This is a genomic window from Arenibacter sp. F20364 (genome assembly GCF_023015905.1).
GTDB lineage: Bacteria > Bacteroidota > Bacteroidia > Flavobacteriales > Flavobacteriaceae > Arenibacter.
In genome coordinates, this window is sequence record NZ_JALKBD010000011.1 from 18,058 (window position 1) to 33,647 (window position 15,590).

General features: G+C 40.0%; 15 protein-coding genes and 1 tRNA gene. 5 read left to right on the forward strand and 11 right to left on the reverse strand.

Annotation, left to right across the window (positions count from 1 at the left end; genetic code table 11):
* Positions 1 to 157: 157 nt before the first annotated feature.
* The 6 genes from MWU84_RS10810 to rseP form a co-directional block, all read right to left on the reverse strand.
* Positions 158 to 1,018 carry a toprim domain-containing protein gene (locus tag MWU84_RS10810; protein WP_246901496.1) on the reverse strand — a complete coding sequence of 287 codons (861 nt, stop codon included), beginning with the start codon at positions 1,016 to 1,018 and terminating at the stop codon, positions 158 to 160.
* Positions 1,002 to 1,223: a hypothetical protein gene (locus MWU84_RS10815; RefSeq protein WP_246901497.1), complete on the reverse strand. Its 222-nt coding sequence runs from the start codon at positions 1,221 to 1,223 to the stop codon at positions 1,002 to 1,004. The genes MWU84_RS10810 and MWU84_RS10815 overlap by 17 nt, the downstream gene beginning before the upstream one ends.
* A gap of 49 nt (positions 1,224 to 1,272) precedes the next feature.
* Positions 1,273 to 2,469 carry a primase-helicase family protein gene (locus MWU84_RS10820; RefSeq protein WP_246901498.1) on the reverse strand — a complete coding sequence of 399 codons (1,197 nt, stop codon included), beginning with the start codon at positions 2,467 to 2,469 and terminating at the stop codon, positions 1,273 to 1,275.
* Between the two features lie 32 nt (positions 2,470 to 2,501).
* On the reverse strand, positions 2,502 to 2,795 hold the full coding sequence (locus tag MWU84_RS10825) for a helix-turn-helix domain-containing protein (RefSeq protein ID WP_246901499.1): 294 nt from the start codon (positions 2,793 to 2,795) through the stop codon (positions 2,502 to 2,504).
* 341 nt (positions 2,796 to 3,136) lie between these two features.
* Positions 3,137 to 3,210 (reverse strand) — tRNA-Asn (locus MWU84_RS10830).
* Between the two features lie 104 nt (positions 3,211 to 3,314).
* Positions 3,315 to 4,631 (reverse strand): RIP metalloprotease RseP, encoded by a 1,317-nt coding sequence (gene rseP / locus MWU84_RS10835; protein WP_246901500.1) that lies wholly within the window; start codon positions 4,629 to 4,631, stop codon positions 3,315 to 3,317.
* A 162-nt stretch (positions 4,632 to 4,793) separates the two neighbouring features.
* On the opposite strand from rseP, the gene MWU84_RS10840 reads away from it, so the two are divergent.
* The 4 genes from MWU84_RS10840 to MWU84_RS10855 all read left to right on the forward strand — a co-directional run bounded on the left by MWU84_RS10840 (position 4,794) and on the right by MWU84_RS10855 (position 10,379).
* Positions 4,794 to 5,468, forward strand: a complete 675-nt coding sequence (locus MWU84_RS10840) for an SCO family protein (RefSeq protein WP_246901501.1) — start codon at positions 4,794 to 4,796, stop codon at positions 5,466 to 5,468.
* 193 nt (positions 5,469 to 5,661) lie between these two features.
* Complete coding sequence (locus tag MWU84_RS10845) at positions 5,662 to 5,904, forward strand: FeoA family protein (protein WP_246901502.1); 243 nt, start codon at positions 5,662 to 5,664, stop codon at positions 5,902 to 5,904.
* Positions 5,901 to 8,138: a ferrous iron transport protein B gene (gene feoB, locus MWU84_RS10850; RefSeq protein ID WP_246901503.1), complete on the forward strand. Its 2,238-nt coding sequence runs from the start codon at positions 5,901 to 5,903 to the stop codon at positions 8,136 to 8,138. The genes MWU84_RS10845 and feoB overlap by 4 nt, the downstream gene beginning before the upstream one ends.
* Before the next feature lie 708 nt (positions 8,139 to 8,846).
* Complete coding sequence (locus tag MWU84_RS10855; protein WP_246901504.1) at positions 8,847 to 10,379, forward strand: carboxypeptidase-like regulatory domain-containing protein; 1,533 nt, start codon at positions 8,847 to 8,849, stop codon at positions 10,377 to 10,379.
* A 3-nt stretch (positions 10,380 to 10,382) separates the two neighbouring features.
* Here the strand turns inward: MWU84_RS10855 and MWU84_RS10860 are convergent, their stop codons facing one another.
* The 5 genes from MWU84_RS10860 to MWU84_RS10880 all read right to left on the reverse strand — a co-directional run bounded on the left by MWU84_RS10860 (position 10,383) and on the right by MWU84_RS10880 (position 13,205).
* Positions 10,383 to 10,769, reverse strand: a complete 387-nt coding sequence (locus MWU84_RS10860) for a DUF423 domain-containing protein (protein ID WP_246901505.1) — start codon at positions 10,767 to 10,769, stop codon at positions 10,383 to 10,385.
* Positions 10,770 to 10,801: 32 nt separating this feature from the next.
* The gene (locus MWU84_RS10865) at positions 10,802 to 11,215 is read right to left on the reverse strand and encodes a DUF2141 domain-containing protein (RefSeq protein ID WP_246901506.1); all 414 of its coding nucleotides are present in this window, start codon (positions 11,213 to 11,215) and stop codon (positions 10,802 to 10,804) included.
* A 33-nt stretch (positions 11,216 to 11,248) separates the two neighbouring features.
* On the reverse strand, positions 11,249 to 11,653 hold the full coding sequence (locus MWU84_RS10870; RefSeq protein WP_246901507.1) for a hypothetical protein: 405 nt from the start codon (positions 11,651 to 11,653) through the stop codon (positions 11,249 to 11,251).
* 71 nt (positions 11,654 to 11,724) lie between these two features.
* Entirely contained in the window at positions 11,725 to 12,546 is an 822-nt protein-coding gene (locus MWU84_RS10875) for a ZIP family metal transporter (protein WP_246901508.1), read from the reverse strand.
* Complete coding sequence (locus tag MWU84_RS10880; RefSeq protein ID WP_246901509.1) at positions 12,543 to 13,205, reverse strand: metal-dependent transcriptional regulator; 663 nt, start codon at positions 13,203 to 13,205, stop codon at positions 12,543 to 12,545. The genes MWU84_RS10875 and MWU84_RS10880 overlap by 4 nt, the downstream gene beginning before the upstream one ends.
* A 79-nt stretch (positions 13,206 to 13,284) precedes the next feature.
* Here MWU84_RS10880 and MWU84_RS10885 point away from each other — a divergent pair, with 79 nt between their 5' ends.
* Positions 13,285 to 15,588, forward strand: coding sequence for a TonB-dependent receptor (locus MWU84_RS10885; RefSeq protein WP_246901510.1), 2,304 nt, complete (start codon positions 13,285 to 13,287; stop codon positions 15,586 to 15,588).
* Positions 15,589 to 15,590 lie beyond the last annotated feature (2 nt).

Below are 15,590 nucleotides of genomic sequence, written 5' to 3' on the forward strand. Positions count from 1 at the left end.
TCGCAAATTTATAAAATGTAAAAAATCAAAATATACCTAACTATCTATCTGTCAATATGTTGTGAGCCAAAATAAATACGTAACGTGGCTTTGCCCGTTACCCTCTTGCTATTCCACTTTGCTCACACCATATTGCTTGCATTACTTCCAATTCGGGTCATTGGTTTTGAGCAGTCCACCATGCGTTCACATCTTTAAAGTCCTTGTATAAATTTGATCTGTCCTTACATTTTGGATTTTCTTTCAACATTAGATCAACTGCTTTTTTACCTGCTCTATCATTATCCATATAAAGCGCTACAGATTTATAGGCGTCAAACATGTCAAACGATTTTTCTATAAAGCCCAGGGAGTTTAATATTAAAAGGTCATTCTTTTCCATAAGATTATTACCCATATCCATCAGGCTCAAGATATCAAACATGCCTTCGGTAACTATCAACCTATTGTTCTCATTCTTGATGTGAGTGATGTCTTTTGGGGAGCTGGAGTTCTTATAGTATTTGTTCCGTAACTCCCATCCCCCGGAACTGTTCTGTAACCCTATGGCGAAGTAGTCCCTACCCCGGAAAATGTAATGGACCTCCTGACAAAGTTTGACTGCCGTAGAAAGCGAAATTTTACGTGCATGTAAATATCCGATCAATGCAAAATGTGTTATGGGTTGTGCATAACGGACCTGAATATCATTTCCATTTTGCATGGTAAATAAAGGCTGCTGCTGAAAAGAAAAAGAGATCTGACCCTTTTGCAACCAAGCCAAGGTTTCTTTTACAGAAGTACCGTTTATTAAACATATCAGGTCAATTACATTGCCACCTTTTCCCGCTCCATGATCATACCATCTGTTCAGTTTCTTGGATACCTTGAAAGAGGCTTGCGTTTCTGAGCGGAACGGACTGAGGAACCAAGCTTCTTTCTTAGATTCCTTTGTAGGAAAGTGCCCGAGATTTGCCAGCGCTTTTCCGATGGGATAATCTCTGGCTCTTTCACACGATATTTTATTGGTTCTTTGCATATCCTATCATTTGGCTCTCGACTTTGTCATCGTTTATTTTTGATGACAAAATGATGACAAAACGATGACGGCCCAATCCCCTGTATTTATTGACCTTAACTCTATCTCTCATCGTTTCATCAAAAAAAGTATAATTGGTAGGTTGTTTTTTCTTTTCATCAGCGAATTTTTCGACAAATGATGCGAAATCGCCCATAATGTGCATAAACAGTATGTTAACCGCTTCATCGTTTGGTCATCGTTTCATCGTTTTACTATTCTTCCCCAAAATGTTCCGACAGAAACTCCCTTTTTATAGTGTAGTACCTACCCTTGGCATCAATCACCCCCATCCCTCCTTCCCGCCAGATCATCAATTTCCCATAGGCCAAGGAATTTTCCTGATTGACGAGCTTCCAGTCCTTTTTTAAGATATGCCTCAATTGGGTAAGGTCCGTTTTAATCCGGGTTTGGTTCAAGAGGTGTAGGGCATCCAACGGGCATAATTGCACCTCTTCCAATTCAAAGGTTTCCATTGCGCTCAGGATTATACTGGCAAGTTCCTTTTCCACCCTGTTCTTGTTGTTTTGCATTAAATTCTCCAAGGCCTTCGTCTTTATCTGGGCAGGAGAAAACCACATCCGGGTCCTATTGGGACTGGTCAGTTTTCGTTGTTGCAAATAGAATAGGAATGCAGGTATCTCCCTTTCAAGATATTCCAAAAATCGTGTTTCCTCCTTTTTCAAGGATGGAATCTTTAATACCCAAAAACGGGTTTCGTTATTATCTATCTTGATAAAATTCTCCTCGTTGTTACTACAAAGGATGAACTTCCCAAAGAATTCTACTTCCCTCTTATCCTTCCCCTTGGCTTCCAGTTTGTTGAAATTGGTCGTACTCAGGTACTTGATCCGTTCGGTCAATTCTTCTTTATTAAAGAGTACCTCGTCTATACAGATTAAAAGCTTGTTGGCCCAATCGGCATTAAACTGACTGCTAAAGCTATCATTGGTGAGATAGGTCAAGTTATTGTCGAACATGGTTTTTAGCCATTTAAGAAAAGTGGTCTTACCTGTTGACCGCTCCTTGGATACAAGACACAGTATAGGCAACACCTGGACCGGCTTTACATATAACAGCTGCAGATAATCTAGACCTAAATCTAACTGGGGACCGAAAATATGCTCCAATAGTTGTATCGTATAGTGAAAAGCTCCCTCTCGCAGTTTATGGGGCAAGGGAGCATAGGTATTATAGAAACCGTGGCAATCTTGCTTAAAATGAATATGGCTGGGGAGACAGGTGAATCCATCATACTTTTTAATCCCACCGATAAAACTCCTACCATGATCTTGGCGGATGGCCTCCAGGGTCCATGGAACAATAATTTCGTTGAAATTCCCGGCAATGGTCGGGACACATACCAATTTGTAATAGGAGGTGCCCACGCGGATGTATGGTGTGTCTTTCATAGCTCTGTTATAATGAAGCTGAAATAGATCACCTACTTCCTTCTATTTTTCAATAGTTGCTGGTTAAATTGGTGTTCTAAGGTTTCATCCGAAACATCGGGTTCCCCCAATAGCCAGTTATCTATTGTATCCTTGTCAAAAAATTTCTGGCGGATATGGGCATTGTTGCCCATTGGGATGAGCTTTAACTGGGTCAGTTTGTAGATCTTGCTTTTGGAGAGTCCGGTATATGCTGCCAAATCTTCCACGTTCATTACTTTCTTGGTGTGGGACAACAGTCCTTTGATATCGGATAGCAGCCCCACTACGTTTTCATTTTCTTCCATGATATTCGCTTTTTAGTTTTCTTCAAATTAGAGAAGCAAATAGCACAAAAAGAAGATCTAGAAAATTTTAACTAAAAAAAACAATATTATTTGAGGGATTAATAACGATTCTTAAAAATCGTTTAGAATTACGCAACACGCACTTGTCATATAAAGGTATTTGATAGAGAGCGCGGTATAACATTTCTCATATAGTAAGAACTAGTGATATTTTTAATGAAATACCCTGTACTCAGTAAAGAAAGTTAGTAAATAGAACCTGAAGAATTTGTTTGACCTATGTTTGACCTAGGTCAATAAAAAAAGGCCTTGCATTTCTGCAAAGCCTTTGTTTATAGTAGCTCCCCCTCTTGGGCTCGAACCAAGGACCCTCTGATTAACAGTCAGATGCTCTAACCAACTGAGCTAAGGAGGAGTGTATTTTTATCGCCTAAGCGGGTGCAAATATAAATGTTTTTTCAAATACGCCAAACAAAAAATGGCTGTTTTGCAACTTAATTTTAAAAATATTCAATTCCACTATAAAAACTTCTTGATGATATTCCAGATATCGTTTCCGAATACCACTGCCATTAGCCCCATAAGTATAACAAAACCAATAATTTGACCCGTTTCCAATACCTTTTCACTCGGCTTTCTGCCAGAAATTATTTCGTATAGCAAAAACATTACATGTCCCCCGTCCAATGCCGGAATCGGAAGAATATTCAAAAATGCCAACCAAACCGAAAACATGGCCATGAAATTGAAGAAAAATACCCAATCCCAGGTGGGAGACATCAATTCTACAATCCCGATCGGGCCTTTGACTTGCTTATAAGCCCCAGTCTTGGTATTGAATATTACCTTAAACTGCCTTATTTGATCCGTTAAAACCTGTATTGTACGCTTATAACCTGCTGGGATAGCCTCTAAGAAGTTGTAATTATCGGTAACCCTAAGATCGGTAAGATCCAATTCAATTCCTATTATTCCTTCATCGGGAACAGTCAATGCCAAATGTTCGGTCGTTCCGTTGCGCAAAACACTGATATCCAATTTCTGATTGGCGGAAGCCCCTATTTTACTTCTAAATTCGTCCCAATATTTGGTATCCACTCCATTGACCCCAATAATTTCATCACCGGGCATCAAACCTGCCTTTTCGGCTACTGAATTAGGTGACACTTTTGCAATAATGGCTTTTGATCTATAACCTAAGAAATTCTTACCCTGGGTAGCAAAAACCGTCTCCTTTCCTTCATCCGATAAGGGCACCGTAATTTCGCGGCCATCCCTTTTAACCGTTACCTCATCACCTAGGATGATATCCAAAACGGCCTCGTTGAATTTTCTGGTCTTCTTATCATCCACCATTAAAATTTGATCCCCGGTTTTCAGCCCCAATTGCTCTCCAATGGAATCTACCACAATACCATACTTTAAGCTGTCCGAAGGAATATAGGTATCCCCATTGTTGAATAACAACAAAGTATAGATTACCCAGGCCAACAAAAAGTTGACGATTACCCCACCGGTCATAATAATAAGACGTTGCCAAGCCGGTTTACTACGGAATTCCCATGGCTTTGGTTCCTCCTTCATCTGCTCGGTGTCCATACTCTCATCTATCATCCCGGCTATCTTTACATAACCTCCCAAGGGCAACCAACCAATTCCGTATTCCGTATCCCCTATTTTCTTCTTAAAAAGGGAAAACTTAACATCAAAAAACAAATAGAACTTTTCTACTTTGGTCTTAAAATATTTTGCGGGGAAAAAATGGCCCATTTCATGAAGGATCACCAAAATGGATATGATGAGTACAAACTGTACAATCTGTAGTGCTAACGTCATTAAGTATTTTTTTAAACTTTAAAAACGCACAAAAGTACATTATTACATGGTCTTAAAAAAAAAACTATTCCGCCTAGGGATCTTTTTAAGAAAGTTTTAGTAGGGATCACCCCTTAGATGCTTGAAATATATTGTTATCTGCCCTACCTTTACAAAAAAAACATGCGTTCGTTTTTTGCCAAATTCAAATTTTTCGGCATTGTACTGCTTATTGTTTCCGGGGTGATCATTTCCCTATTTTACAATGCCTTGCAGCCCAAAAAAGTTTTACCCGTTTACCAACCCGCCATGGTAAATTATGAACTGGTAGACAGCACCCTACAGCATGTAAAAAAATACCACACCATAGCCGATTTTGCATTTACCAATCAAAACGGAAAATTGGTAACACAAAAAGACTACGAGAACAAGATTTATATTGCCGATTTTTTCTTTACCACCTGCCCCACAATTTGTCCCATAATGACAAAAAATATGGCCGGACTTCAGGATAAAATAATGGATGATAAGGACGTATTGCTGCTTTCCCATTCCGTTACCCCAGATATTGACTCCGTTCCACAACTAAAAAAATATGCCTTGGAAAAGGGCGTCAATGACAGCAAGTGGAATCTGGTCACTGGCGATAAACGGGAGATTTATGAACTTGCCAGAAAATCCTACATGGCCGTTAAGACCGATGGTGATGGCGGCCCTTATGATATGATCCACACCGAAAACTTTATCCTGGTTGATAAAGAAAGAAGAATAAGAGGCTTTTATGACGGCACAAACTCGGAGGCCATGGAAACATTACTGAGCGATCTGGAAATACTGAAATCTTCCTATAAGGAGTAATATATTAAGACCATGAGGCTTATAATCATAGATACAGTAACCCAATTACAGTCTTTGCATCCACCAAAAAGCATGTACTACCATCTAACATAAGCTACAACCGTTCTATAGCATCAACTTTTTATTGTTTTAACTGTTTACTTCATCTTTTTCTTTTATTTTTGTGCTTAATTAAAATCAATCTAAATAAAAATTGACTACAACCGTAGCACAGTTAAGGCGAGGACAAAAAGGAATCATCAAAGAATTTGCCGATGGTATTCTACCCATTAAACTATTGGAATTGGGTTGTCTCCCGGGCAACGAAATAGAATTGGTACAAGTTGCCCCCCTTAAAGACCCCATTTACATTAATGTTAACGGCACCCATATAGCTATTAGGCGTTCTATGGCAGACTTAATAGAATTAGAAATTATTGAAGATTCCCCACTATGAGCAAACAGATTAATGTTGCGCTTATAGGCAACCCCAATACTGGCAAAACTTCGGTTTTTAACCAGCTTACCGGATTAAAGCAGAAAGTAGGGAACTACCCCGGGATTACCGTTGAAAAAAAGGAAGGGATCTGTAAATTGCCTAGGGGCGTAAAGGCCCACATTCTGGATTTGCCGGGCACCTATAGCCTAAATACCACTTCATTGGATGAGAGTGTGGTGGTTGAATTGTTGCTTAACAAAAATGACAAGGATTTTCCCGATGTTGCCGTCGTCATCAGCGATGTAGAAAATCTCAAAAGAAACCTTCTTCTCTTCACCCAGATCAAGGATCTTAAAATTCCGGTCATCTTGGTCATCAATATGGCCGACCGTATGTCCAGGACGGGTATTTCCTTGGATATTGAATTGTTGGAAGAGAAACTGGATACCAAAATTGCTTTGGTAAGTACCAGAAAAGGTACGGGTATAGAACGGATCAAGGAATTGATCGCCGACTATAAAAATATTTCCATTACCCCCAATGTTGACACCACGGTAATTGCGCCGGAGTATTTTGAAAAACTGAAGACCGCTTTTCCAAAAGAAGATCTCTATAAACTATGGCTGGTAATTACACAGGATGTAAATTTTATGCCTATAGAAAAAAATCCTGTTACCATTGATGCCTCTTTTGCTACCAAGTCCAAATCCGAATTAAAACGACTGCAACAAAAGGAAACCATTCTTAGATATCAATTCATTAATGGCATCTTAAAACAGGCCTATAAGGTAGACATTAATGCGGCCAAGGGCCTCAGGGCAACCTTGGACAAAATTTTGACCCATAAAATATTTGGGTATGCTATCTTTTTCCTTATCCTTTTATTGATTTTTCAGGCGATTTACGATTGGAGCAGTTACCCAATGGATTTTATTGATGAAACTTTTGCCGCTGCCAGCGAATGGGTCAAGAACACCTTACCTCCTGGAGTATTTACCAATTTGATAGCCGAAGGAATTCTTGCCGGAATAGGAGGGATAGTCATCTTTATCCCACAAATAGCCTTTTTATTCCTTTTTATTGCCCTCTTGGAAGAATCGGGCTATATGAGCCGGGTAGTTTTTTTAATGGACAAATTGATGCGTCCCTTTGGTTTAAGTGGCAAAAGTGTTGTGCCCCTAATTTCGGGAACGGCCTGTGCAATTCCGGCCATCATGGCCACAAGGACCATTGAAAATTGGAAGGAACGGCTTATAACCATATTGGTAACCCCCTTTACCACATGTTCTGCACGTTTACCGGTATATTTGATCATTATTGCCTTGGTAATCCCCGAAGGAAGATTTCTAGGCCTAAGCTATCAGGCGCTGACCTTAATGCTCCTATATCTCATGGGCTTTGGAGCCGCAGTACTCTCTGCTATGGTCTTGAACAAAATCATGAAAATAAAGAGCAAGACCTTCTTTGTTATGGAAATGCCCAATTATAAGCTACCACTTATCAAAAATGTGGTATATACAGTTTGGGAAAAGACAAAAAGTTTTGTCTTGGGCGCTGGTAAAATTATATTGGCCATCTCCATTATACTATGGTTTTTAGGCTCCAATGGCTTTTCGGATGATTTTGAAAATGCAGAGGAAATTGTTACTGAACAAATTAAAAAAGAAGGGTTTTCGGACTTTAATAAATCCAATATAGAAAGCACCATGGCTTCCTATAAACTGGCTTTGCAGGATAGTTTAAATACCGAAGCTTATGCCTTGGACCAAGCAGCAATAAACGACTCCTTAAAAACAAAGGAAATGGTCCTAAATGCCAAGGCCACCAACCAGGAAATTGCCAGTTATAAGCTGGAAAATTCCTATATGGGATATATGGGAAAGGCCATAGAACCTATAGTACGCCCCTTGGGATACGATTGGAAAATTGGCATAGCAGTACTTACTTCATTTGCAGCAAGAGAGGTCTTTGTTGGAACCTTGGCCACTATTTATAGCGTAGGCAGCGATGAAGAGGACACCATAAAGAACAGGATGGCCGCTGAAATGGATCCCAAAACAAAAAAACCATTATTTAATCTGGCCTCAGGCATATCATTATTGCTTTTCTATGCCTTTGCCATGCAATGTATGAGTACACTGGCTATAGTAAAAAGGGAAACCAATACTTGGAAATGGCCCGCTGCACAGCTAGTTTTTATGAGTCTTTTTGCGTATATTGTATCATTGATTGCCTATCAGATTTTAAAATAACCGCCAGCCAAAAAAACGGAATTTTAAAAAAGAAACAAGTTATAAAAATGTACATACTACAACACATTCTGGTCTATATCACTGTAATCTTGGCCTTAGGGTATCTCATAAATAAATTTCTCTTGCCCAAATCCCTTTTCGCCGGCAAAAAACGCAGCTCCAAAGGTTGTGGCGATGGTGATTGTGGTTGTCATTAAGCTTGCAAAAGCAACAATTTACTCGATAATCGAGATTTTAACCTGCTTACCAGAGGCAGCTGCTCCAACGCTTACCTGCCCGCTCCATTCAGGCGGGCGTCGAAATCTAAAATAAGGTTCCTTTTAATGCCTTGCGGGCCTGCCTATATCGGTTGGACAGGCTTGTCCCGAGGGAGTTTGCCTACCTTAACACGTATTGCAATTGGCCTAAAAAAAAACGATTCTGTCTTAAAATAATCATAAGACCATTGCTATCGGTTATCCAAATCCTTATTTTGGTATTCGTTGGACCACTTCCAAGCTCTAATTTAAAACAGCTATTATGCTCGAAAACTCAAATTTTTTGGATCCTTTTAGGGAGGGGGAAAGAACCAAAAAACCGAAAATTCAATTAATTTGCCATGACCATAAAGGGAATAATTAAATTTTCCCAATTGGAGACGGTTCAAAATATCGGAATTCTAATATCGATCAATATTATCAACGCTATATCAAACGAGAGCCCACTACCATGGTAATAAACAAACTCTTACTTACTGCTCTTCTAATTGTTTTCGGATTTTTCTACCATCAGGCCCAAGTTATCACCTCTGTTGTAAAAGATTCCGCTACCCAACAACCTATCCCCTACGTCACCATACAGTTATCCAACAAAAAAGGGGTAATTACCAATGAGGAAGGCCGTTTTAGTCTACTCCTGGATTCGAACACTAAGGAAACCGATTCCCTTTTTATTTCATGCATGGGATACGAGGCCTTGGGCAAGCCATTGAACGAATTCAAGGAAAATGTCATTCTTTTAAGTGCAAAGCCCATAGAATTAAATCCCGTAATAGTAAGCAATAAACAGTATACCGCGGAAGAACTTATTGAGCAGGTAAAGAACAATATCGACCAAAACTACAGTACCAACCTCACTAAAAAAAGGGTATTTTTTCGGGATTCCTACCACCAGACCCTCACTAAAAGGAATTACACCTTTAAGGAATCTACCATAGAGGCCCTCAACAAGAAGTTTTTGGACAGTGTCCTTAATTCCATCCCGAGAAAATCCAGTCGCTATACCGAGATTCTTGGAGACTTTTACGGCAATTTTGAAAAGGACAACCAAAAACTGACCCTCATTAAGGCTTCAGACCTTTATGATAAGCAAAGTGAACTGGACCTGACTTCCTTGGAGGAAAAGTTTAACGATATCCTACAGAACAATATAAAGCCCGATTCCTACTTCAAAATTAAATCGGGCCTATTTGGCACCAAGGTGGATGCGGACGAATTTATGACCTTCGAAACCGATTCCACTGACGCCGAGGCCCTGAAAAAGGAACTGGCAGAAAAGAAAAAAAAGGAAGAGGACCGCAAGAGGAACTTCGCTTCCTTTAAAAAGGGAAGTTTGGGAAAAATTATGGAAAAACAGTTTTTTCTTAAAGATTCCGACCTCAACTTCATCAAAAAAAATAATCGCTATCATTTTAAAATGGTCGATTTTACCTATTGGGGCGATGATGCAGTATATATATTGGATTTTGAGCCCAAGAGGTCTGCCGACTACAAGGGAAGGCTATATATAAATGCCGATGATTTTGCCATAATCCGTCTAGATTATAACAATGTTAAATCCATAAGAACCTTCAAGCTTTTAGGGGTTTCCTTGGACCAATATTTGGATAGGGGCAAAATGATATTTTCTAAAGATGACGATGGACTTTACCATCTGCGCTATTTGGAAGAAGAATTGGGTGCCAAGGTGGGAATTAAAAGACCTTTGAAGATCATTGAACTAAACAAGCGCGTTAAGGGAAGGAACAAACAGAACGAGCTTTCCCTAAAATTGGATATGGCCAGTAGCGGTGTAAATAAGCGCGAACTGATACTTTTTGATACGGAACATATAACTGCCCAAGAGTTCAATTCCATTGAGGAAAAAAATACGGTACTACCTACATACATGCCCAATTACGATCCAGAATTTTGGAAGGGATACAATATTTTGGAACCCAATCAGGCCATTAAGGATTTTACGGCTCAAGTAGAGGTTAATTGAATACTACACGAAATTTTGGATAAAGGAATAGAGCAATAATGTCCAGCCCATTACCAAGAGTAATCCTCCCAAGGGTGTAATAGGCCCCAAAACCTTAATTTTCTTGCCCTTGGCTGCACTAATGGAAAGACCGTAAATGCTAAAGGAAAAAAGAAATGTCCCAATTATAAAGCAGTAGATCATATAACGTTCCAAGGCGGTTTCCAGATTTAAATTAAATCCCAATACCAGCAACAAAATGGCATGGTACATTTGATACTTTACCCCTGTTTCAAAACTTTTTAACTGTTGTTCATTAAAGGTCTTTTTTAGGGCGTGTGCTCCAAATGCCCCAAAAATTACTGCAAGAAGACCAAAAAGAGAACCCAGAACGTGAGCTATAAGTACCATAAATCTATTTTTTATGAAGTGGATTGTTAACCCTAATTGAATTCCATCTTTATATCCAAATCCCTATTCAGATCAAACGCACATTCCTTGTAGCTTGGAGGGCCAAATGCCTTTATTTTGGCATTGGAAAAGGCAATGGACTCCTTCGGCATTCCCAACCAATTGGTATCCAGCTTATCATTCGCATTTTCATCGTGAAATATGGCCACTGCATATTCCCCGCTGGGCAGATTGGAAATCTTAAAGTGGGTGGCAACCTCTGTAGCTGCTATACGTTCCACCTTAAATACATCCTCAAATTTCAAAAATCCTTTCGATCCATTATAAACGGCAACATTAATATTGCCCATTGATGACTTAACTCCAAGCAGTTCTATGGATAGACTATTTTGGGAAACCCCAAAATAAGGAAGGGTCAGGATCATCAACCATATAAATTTCTTCATGGACACCACAGCTTAAAAACCAAAGTTAATCATCTATTCCTTAGGTGGATGTATTTTGTTGGACAAAAATTGAAACATTGATACCGTTTCCGTGCTATCCGGCATATTTAAAAATATTTTCAAGGAATCCTGATATACCAACCTTATTTTAGGTTGTGAGAGTTTATCCACATAAACATAAACCTTATTTTTACTTAAGCTATCCTCCTTAAAAACCCCCTTTTCCCTTTCTTTAACAGAGAACCCATTGATGCGCTCCATGGAAGGTATCCTTTCCACCATCTCAATACTATCCATATTCGCATATGGTATTTTAACAAAATAAATCCCCGATAAAATCTCCAGATCCTCCTTTTCTGTCTTTACCCAATTTTTGTAATGCGCCGTAAAAGCCAAGGCAACTACAATAATTGTGATTACAATTAGAATGTTTAACACCCAATGTCTTTTTTCAGTATTTCCCATAATAGAATTGAAGATAGATGATTACTTTTTCAAATTGAAATATTTTAACCGAGACCCACATCAAGAGTCATCATAATTATAAAACCTCCTATAAATCCCATGGTGGCAATATCGGTAAACTTATCCTGTTGCGTCTCCGGTATCACCTCTTCCACCACTACAAAGATCATAGCTCCTGCCGCAAAAGAGAGCGCATAGGGCAAAATAGGCTGAAAAGTAAGAACGGCCCAAGCACCCAATACCGCTGCGATAGGCTCTACCAAAGCGGAGGCCTGTCCGTACATAAAACTCTTTCTCCTACTCAAACCCTGCCGTCTTAAAGGCATGGCAACCGCAAAACCCTCGGGAAAATTTTGAAGCCCAATTCCCAGGGCCAAGGCAACGGCCCCACCAATTGTGGCACCATCAAATCCGGCAGCCACACCGCCGAACAATACCCCAACGGCAAGTCCTTCCGGGATATTGTGCAAGGTAATTGCCAAGGTTAACAGGGTGGTTTTATGCCAGGGTGTTTTAAGACCCTCCTTTTCGTTTTCCTTAAAATTAATATGTAAATGTGGCAATACCTTATCCAAACCAAAAAGGAACAAGGCCCCCAATAAAAATCCAACTGCTGCAGGAACTACTTTTACAAAGCCTTCTCCTGGGCTCATTTCTATACCTGGTGCCAATAAACTCCAAAAACTGGCCGCCACCATTACCCCGCCAGTAAAACCCAACATGCCATCCAACACGGCGCGATTCATAGTCTTAAAGAAAAAAACCAACCCTGCCCCCAGGGCCGTAAGTCCCCAAGTAAACAAGGTTGCATAAAACGCTGCTAAAATAGGATCTATAGATTCAAAATAGTCAATAATCTCCTTCATATTTTATCATTGGTTTTAATGTACAAATTAGAAGCAATGACATGCGAAATTTGCATTTTTCTACCATCTATATCTATGTTCAGTGAACCATCAAACTCCTCTATCTCCATCACTGTTATATGGTTCCCCAAGGCTATACCATTCTTATCCAGAAATTTTAAGAAGGTTGCCGATGAATCCTTTACCCCAACACATACTCCTTCCGAATTTATTGGGACTTCGCTCAACAACTCCCTATCCCTTTCCTTAAATCCGCCGTTCTTGTCAGGTATGGGATCTCCGTGGGGATCAAACTTTGGAAATGCCAACAGCCGATCAAGACTGTCTATTAGCTTATCACTTTTAATATGTTCCAACTGTTCCGCCACTTCGTGGACCTCATCCCAAGAAAAATCCAACTTCTCTACCAAGAATACTTCCCAAAGCCTATGTTTTCTAATAATTCCCAAGGCCGTTTTGTTTCCCAAGGGCGTTAAAGAAACCCCTTGGTAACGCTTATAATTTACTAGATCTTTTTCGGAAAGTCTCTTGATCATGTCGGTAACCGAAGAAGGCTTGGTTTCCATAAGTTCCGCAATAGCATTGGTAGCTACTTCCTGAGTACCCTGCCTACCCAAATGAAAAATAGTTTTAATATAATTTTCTTCCGAACGTGTCATTAAATACTTATTTACGCAAAAATACATTTTTATTTATAAAAACAAATTTTTAGATTTGCCTAAATTTAATTTTGTATTAATGAAACATGCACTGTGCACAGTTCTCTTCTTGACGTTGTTCCAACTATTTTCCCAAAAAGCAACTTTGGAAGGTACCGTAATGTCCAACGATGAAATTTTAGCTTTCGCCACCATACAACTCAAAGGCACACAAATAGGGACTACTACCGATGAGAATGGGAAGTATAACCTATCTGCACCATTTGGAACCTATACAGTGATATGCCAAAGCATTGGTTACAAATCCGTACACAAGGAAATTAAATTGAATAATTCCCTACCCTCAAAATTAAATTTCGATCTCAAGGAAGACGTAATGGGGCTGGAACAAGTAGTGGTGACGGGAACGAGGACCGACAAAAGACGTACAGACTCCCCTGTAATAGTAAATTTGATCAGCAGTAAAACACTGGATAATGTGGTGGCCACCAATCTTTCCGAAGGGCTGAGATTTCAACCTGGCCTACGCGTAGAAACCGATTGCCAGACTTGTAACTACACCCAGTTGCGTATGAATGGTCTCCAAGGAGGATATTCACAGATCTTGATCAATGGTCGTCCCATTTTTAGTCCGCTCACCGGCCTATACGGGATGGAGCAAATTCCTCCCAACATGATAGAGCGCATAGAAATAGTCCGCGGCGGGGTATCTGCCCTATACGGGTCCAGTGCCATAGGTGGTACGGTGAACGTAATGACCAAAATACCTAGGCAAAACGACTATTCCTTAACCTATACCTATCAAAATTTAGGAAAAAATAGCAACGACCATCTTTTACTCGGAAACGCTACAGTCATTAACCCAAAAAGAAATGCCGGTGCCACCTTTTTCGTAAGCAAACGGGACAGGGACACCTATGACGACAACGGCGATAATTTTTCGGAGCTACCACAACTACGCAACAATTCATTTGGTGCCAATTTCTTTTATCTACCACGGGAAAATCAGAAACTCGAAGTAAGTATTAGCAGTATCAATGAATACCGCTACGGGGGCGAGATGGTCAATAAACCCGCCCACTTGGCAAAGCAATCCGAGGAAAGGACCCATAACGTTCTCATGGGCAGTTTGGACTACCAAATCAATTTCAATGAAGAAAAAAGTGCCCTAATACTTTATTATGGCGGTCAATACACCGATCGCGATCATTATACGGGCATAATCCCGGATGGTGAACCGGAATTATCCGGGTTTTTGGCCGACCCACCCTATGGAATTTCAAATGTTAGCACCCATCAAGGAGGGGTACAGTACAATCATGCGCTCAACAGCTTTTTAGGGGGCAAAACCGTGTTAACCCTTGGTACAGAATATGTATATGATGACGTTCTCGATATTATTGAGTCCTATAATTATAAAATAGACCAGACCACAAGAAATTTAAGTGGTTTTGTACAAAACGATTGGGACATTACCCAGGATCTTAATTTTCTTTCAGGCTTCAGGGTCGATCAACATAATTTGCTAGGCAATGCCATTATTAGCCCAAGACTCTCCCTGTTGTACAAATGGAATAAAGAGACCCAATTTAGATTGGGGTGGGGTACCGGTTTTCGGGCTCCACAGGCCTTTGATACCGACCTGCACATCGCCTTTGCCGGTGGAGGGATCTCCCGAATATCCCTATCCGACTCTCTAAAAGAAGAACGTTCCAACAGTTTTACCGGATCGGTTAATTATGACAAGGCCTCAGAGCATTTCATTGCAGGTTTTACCCTAGAAGGTTTTTATACCCATTTAAATGACGCCTTTTATCTCTTCCCTTTGGGAGAGGACGAATTTGGGGAACGATTTGAAAAGAGAAACGGGAGTGGAGCCACTGTAAAAGGGATTACCTTGGAAACAAGGGCCAATTTTGATTATTTGCTTCAGATTGAAGCGGGCTTTACCCTTCAGTCCAGCCTTTTTGATGATGCCGTAGAGAATATTGAAGGCTTAGAGTCAAAAAGGGAGTTTCTTAGAACTCCGAACAATTATGGTTACGCTACAGTTACCTATACTCCTACCAAAACATTTAGCGCTAGTGCAAATATAGTTTATACCGGGCCTATGGAATTGGTACATTTCAGTGGGGAAGGCACTGGTCAGCTAATGGATGAATATGTCAAATCCCCATCGTTCACAGAACTAAGTCTACGAATGGGATACGAGTTTGAATTTCCTAATATTGACACTGGAATGGAAGTATTTGGCGGAGTAAAAAACTTGACCAATGCCTATCAAGGGGATTTTGATCTTGGGAAAAACAGGGATAGCAATTACGTCTATGGCCCGGGAGCACCAAGAACCGTATTTGTTGGGTTAAGAATAAAATCCCTTTAAAA

Coding starts and splice junctions, on each gene's coding strand:
- MWU84_RS10810 (WP_246901496.1), bottom strand. CDS start 1,018: ATGCAAAGAACCAATAAAATATCGTGTGAAAGAGCCAGAGATTATCCC.
- MWU84_RS10815 (WP_246901497.1), bottom strand. CDS start 1,223: ATGCACATTATGGGCGATTTCGCATCATTTGTCGAAAAATTCGCTGAT.
- MWU84_RS10820 (WP_246901498.1), bottom strand. CDS start 2,469: ATGAAAGACACACCATACATCCGCGTGGGCACCTCCTATTACAAATTG.
- MWU84_RS10825 (WP_246901499.1), bottom strand. CDS start 2,795: ATGGAAGAAAATGAAAACGTAGTGGGGCTGCTATCCGATATCAAAGGA.
- rseP (WP_246901500.1), bottom strand. CDS start 4,631: ATGACGTTAGCACTACAGATTGTACAGTTTGTACTCATCATATCCATT.
- MWU84_RS10840 (WP_246901501.1), top strand. CDS start 4,794: ATGCGTTCGTTTTTTGCCAAATTCAAATTTTTCGGCATTGTACTGCTT.
- feoB (WP_246901503.1), top strand. CDS start 5,901: ATGAGCAAACAGATTAATGTTGCGCTTATAGGCAACCCCAATACTGGC.
- MWU84_RS10855 (WP_246901504.1), top strand. CDS start 8,847: ATGGTAATAAACAAACTCTTACTTACTGCTCTTCTAATTGTTTTCGGA.
- MWU84_RS10860 (WP_246901505.1), bottom strand. CDS start 10,769: ATGGTACTTATAGCTCACGTTCTGGGTTCTCTTTTTGGTCTTCTTGCA.
- MWU84_RS10865 (WP_246901506.1), bottom strand. CDS start 11,215: ATGAAGAAATTTATATGGTTGATGATCCTGACCCTTCCTTATTTTGGG.
- MWU84_RS10875 (WP_246901508.1), bottom strand. CDS start 12,546: ATGAAGGAGATTATTGACTATTTTGAATCTATAGATCCTATTTTAGCA.
- MWU84_RS10880 (WP_246901509.1), bottom strand. CDS start 13,205: ATGACACGTTCGGAAGAAAATTATATTAAAACTATTTTTCATTTGGGT.
- MWU84_RS10885 (WP_246901510.1), top strand. CDS start 13,285: ATGAAACATGCACTGTGCACAGTTCTCTTCTTGACGTTGTTCCAACTA.